Annotated in this window: 1 protein-coding gene and 1 pseudogene; both read right to left on the reverse strand. The window is 61.5% G+C overall.

All coding sequences use genetic code 11. The features are described 5' to 3' along the window. Nucleotides 1-530, reverse strand: a pseudogene (locus HMPREF2894_RS02135) (alpha-amylase family glycosyl hydrolase); the annotation flags it as partial. Between the two features lie 125 nt (nucleotides 531-655). After that, nucleotides 656-1995: alpha-amylase family glycosyl hydrolase (locus HMPREF2894_RS02140; RefSeq protein ID WP_070677614.1), on the reverse strand; the 1340-nt coding region annotated here is incomplete at its 5' end.

Genomic DNA, 1995 nt, shown 5'->3' on the forward strand with positions numbered 1-1995 from the left:
TAGAACTGGCCGGTCGCCTCGTCCCACTCCCACGCCGGGCCACCGAACTCGGACGCCCAGTTGTTCGGAGGAATCGGGTTGCCGTCCTCGTCGAAGCCCTTCGGGTCCTTCCAGATGTAGTAGTCGCGGTAGGGGTTGTCCTTGGAGGAGCGGGACTCCTTGAACCAGGGGTGCTGGTCGGAGGTGTGGTTTGCGACCAGGTCCATGAGGATCTTGATGCCGTGCTTGTGGGCGGTCTCAAACATCTCGTCGAAGTCTTCCATGGTGCCGAAGTCACTCATGATGGCGAAGTAATCGGAAATGTCGTAGCCGTTATCCACGTTCGGCGAGTCGAACACAGGGGAGAGCCAGATGACGTTGATACCCAGCTTAGCCAGGTAGGGCAGCTTCTCGGTGATACCCTTCAGGTCACCGATACCGTCGCCGTTCGCGTCGTTGAAGGAACGGGGGTACACCTGGTACACCACGGCTTCCTTCCACCACTGGCGGCCCTCGTAGGAGGGAACCTCGTATGCCTCGGAGTTGCTCATAATTGCCTTTCTGTACCGGCGGTTACGCCGAAGAGGGAAAAGGTGTCTGTGATTGAAGTATAGCGCGAGGGGGACCGGAATGTCTGTTCCGGATCCCCCTCGCGCATTACATTTTTGGGGCGTGCCTACTCGGCGTTGCCGAAGAGGTAAACCTTCGCCTCGTAGGGGCGCAACAGGGTGCCCTCGTCGGTGAACTCGCGGTTCTCATCGCGGTAGTTCGAGCTAATCAGCTTCGGGGCGTTCTCGATAGCCTTCAGCTCGTTCGGGGAGAGAGCCTGCGAGTTGGTCAGAACCACCGAATCCAGGTTGCCGCCCGCGTAGTTCAGCTGCACGGTGTCATCGGTGAAGTTAGCGACGACCAGCAGGGCGCGCTCGCCGGTTGCGGCGGCGTCCTCGTCGGAGTTCACGCGCAGGTAGGCGTAGACCTGCTCGTCCTCTTCATCCAGGAGTCGGTACTCGCCGGTCAGGACGATCGGGTGCTCGCGGCGCAGGCTAATCAGGTCGCGGTAGTGGTAGAACACCGAATCCGGGTTAGCCAGCTCTGCTTCTGCGTTGATTTCGGTGTAGCGCGGGTTCAGCTTCAGCCACGGGGTGCCGGTGGTGAAGCCTGCGTTCTCGCCGGCGCTCCACTGCATGGGGGTGCGGGCGTTGTCGCGGCCGGAGGCGCTGATGTAGCGCAGCATGTCCTCGGCGGAGACGCGGCCGGACTCTTCGACGTACTTGCGCCAGGAGTCGTGAATCTCCAGGTCGTTGTAGTCCTTGACATCGTCGAAGAAGACGTTGGTCATGCCCAGCTCTTCACCCTGGTAAATGTACGGGGTGCCCTGCATCATGTGTAGCACGGTGCCCAGCATCTTGGCGCTGACGGTGCGGTACTCGGGGGAGTCGTTACCGAAGCGGGAGACAGTGCGGGGCTGGTCGTGGTTGTTCCAGTACAGGGAGTTCCAGCCGCGGCCGTGCAGACCCTCCTGCCAGTGGGTCAGGACCTTCTTGAGGTCAACCAGGTTGAAGCGGCGGTCGGACCACTTGCCGGTCACGCCACCCTCGGAGGCGTCCACATCCATGTGCTCGAACTGGAAGACCATCTGCAGCTCGTTGCGGTCGAAACCGGTGTAGAGTGCGGCGTCGTCCACGGTCACGCAGGGGGTTTCGCCCACGGTCATGACCGGGTACTTGCTCAAGACCTCGTGGTTCATCTCCTGCAGGAATTCGTGCACGCGCGGGCCGTTGGCTGCGACAGCCAGGGAGTTGTCGAGGCCGCCAGCGAGGACTGCCGGGTCCTCGGGGAAGGAGAGGTCCTTAGAAATCAGGTTGATGACGTCCATGCGGAAGCCGTCCACGCCCTTGTCCAGCCAGAAGCGCATGATGTCGTAGACCTCTTCGCGGACCTTCGGGTTTTCCCAGTTCAGGTCGGGCTGCTTGATGGAGAAGTAGTGCAGGTAGAACTGGCCGGTCGCCTCGTCCC

This window comes from Rothia sp. HMSC066G02 (assembly GCF_001813145.1).
Classification (GTDB): Bacteria; Actinomycetota; Actinomycetes; order Actinomycetales; family Micrococcaceae; genus Rothia.